At 66.7% G+C, this 1,614-nt stretch carries 1 pseudogene; it reads left to right on the top strand.

Annotated features, from left to right (window positions below):
* Positions 1 to 1,614 (top strand): annotated as a pseudogene (locus UCMB321_RS28420) (adhesin); the annotation flags it as partial.

Here is a 1,614-nt window from a genome sequence, read left to right on the forward strand (position 1 = left end):
CTCAATGCCCAGGGCACCCTCAAGGGCGACGGCTCGATCCTGCTCAACACCGGCAGCCTGAACAACGATGGCGGCCAGTTCTCCAGCGTCCAGGGCATGACCCTCAACAGCCTGGGCAGCCTGAGCAACCTGGGCGGCAGCCTCACCAGCGGCGATACCCTCGACCTTACCAGCGGCCAGCTCAACAACGGTGCCGGTGGCAGCCTGTCCAGCGCCAAGGCCCTGACCGCACGGGTCAGCGGCCTCGATCAGCAAGGCGGCAAGCTGTTCAGCAGCAGTAGCCTGAGCCTGGACCTGGGCAGCGGCCAGCTCAACAACCAGAGCGGCCTGATCAACGCCCGCGGCGCCTTGTCGTTGCAGAACCTCAAGGACGTACTGAACAACAGCGGCGAAATCTCCAGCGACCTGGGCTTTACCCTGGCCGCCCACAGCCTGGACAACACCCAGGGCAAGGTCATCAGCCAGCAGGCCTTGCTCCTGCGCATCGACCAGGCGCTGAGCAACGTCAAGGGGCTGGTGACGGCCAACGGCCTGGACGTGCACGCCGCGAGCCTCGACAACGCCAATGGCACCTTCGGCAGCGATGCCGGCCTGGGCCTGACGGTCCTCGGCGCGCTCAGCAACCGCAACGGCGTCCTGTCCAGTGCCGGGCAGACGAGCCTCAAGGCCGCCAGCCTGGATAACACCGGTGGCCAACTGACCGGCGACCTGGGCTTGAGCATCGACCTCAGTGGCGCCCTGGACAACCACGCCGGCAACCTCGGTTCCGGCAAGGCCCTGCGCCTGAGCGCCGCCAGCCTGGACAACCGCGCGGCGGGTAGCCTGCTGGCGGTCGACGGTCCGCTGACCGCGACCATCAGCGGCGCCTTCGACAACCGCGAGCAGGGCAAACTGCGCGCCGGCCAGGCCATCGACCTCGGCACCGGCAGCCTGGATAACCGTGGCGGCAGCCTGGCGGGCAAGGACCGACTGACTCTGCGCAGCGCCTCGGCCGACAACCGTGGCGGTGTGATTCAAGCCGACCAGGACTTGCAACTGCTGGTTGATCAACTGGACAACCGCGACAAGGGCAACCTGATCGGCAAGGCTGCCATCGGCTACGAAGGCACGCGCCTGGACACCAGCGGCGGCCTGCTCAGTGCGGTCGGCCCGGTGAGCCTCAAGGCGCAGGAAGTCGCCAACACCGCGGGTCGTATCGCCAGCCAGGGTGATCTCACCGCCAACATCGACAGCCTGAGTCAGCAGGGCGGGGCATTGGTGGCGCAGGGCAGTTTGCTGCTGAGCGGCAAAACCCTCGACAACCGCAACGGCGGCACGGTCGCCAGCACCCAGGCATTGACCCTCAATGTCGGGCAGATCGACAACCGGGCCGGCGAACTGTCCAGTACCGCCGGCAGCGTCACGGTGAGCGGCCAGAGTCTGAACAACAGCGATGGCGGCAAGCTGCTGACCGAGACCGACCTCGGGCTGACAGTGGCGCAACTGATCAACCAAACCAAGGGGCGAGTGTTCGCCAAAGGCGCTACACGCCTGACCGGCAGCACCTTGGATAACAGCGGCGGCAATGTCTCCGGCCTCAAGGGCCTGGATATCCGCCTCGATGGTGCATTGCTC

This window comes from Pseudomonas batumici (genome assembly GCF_000820515.1).
In the GTDB taxonomy this organism is placed as follows: domain Bacteria; phylum Pseudomonadota; class Gammaproteobacteria; order Pseudomonadales; family Pseudomonadaceae; genus Aquipseudomonas; species Aquipseudomonas batumici.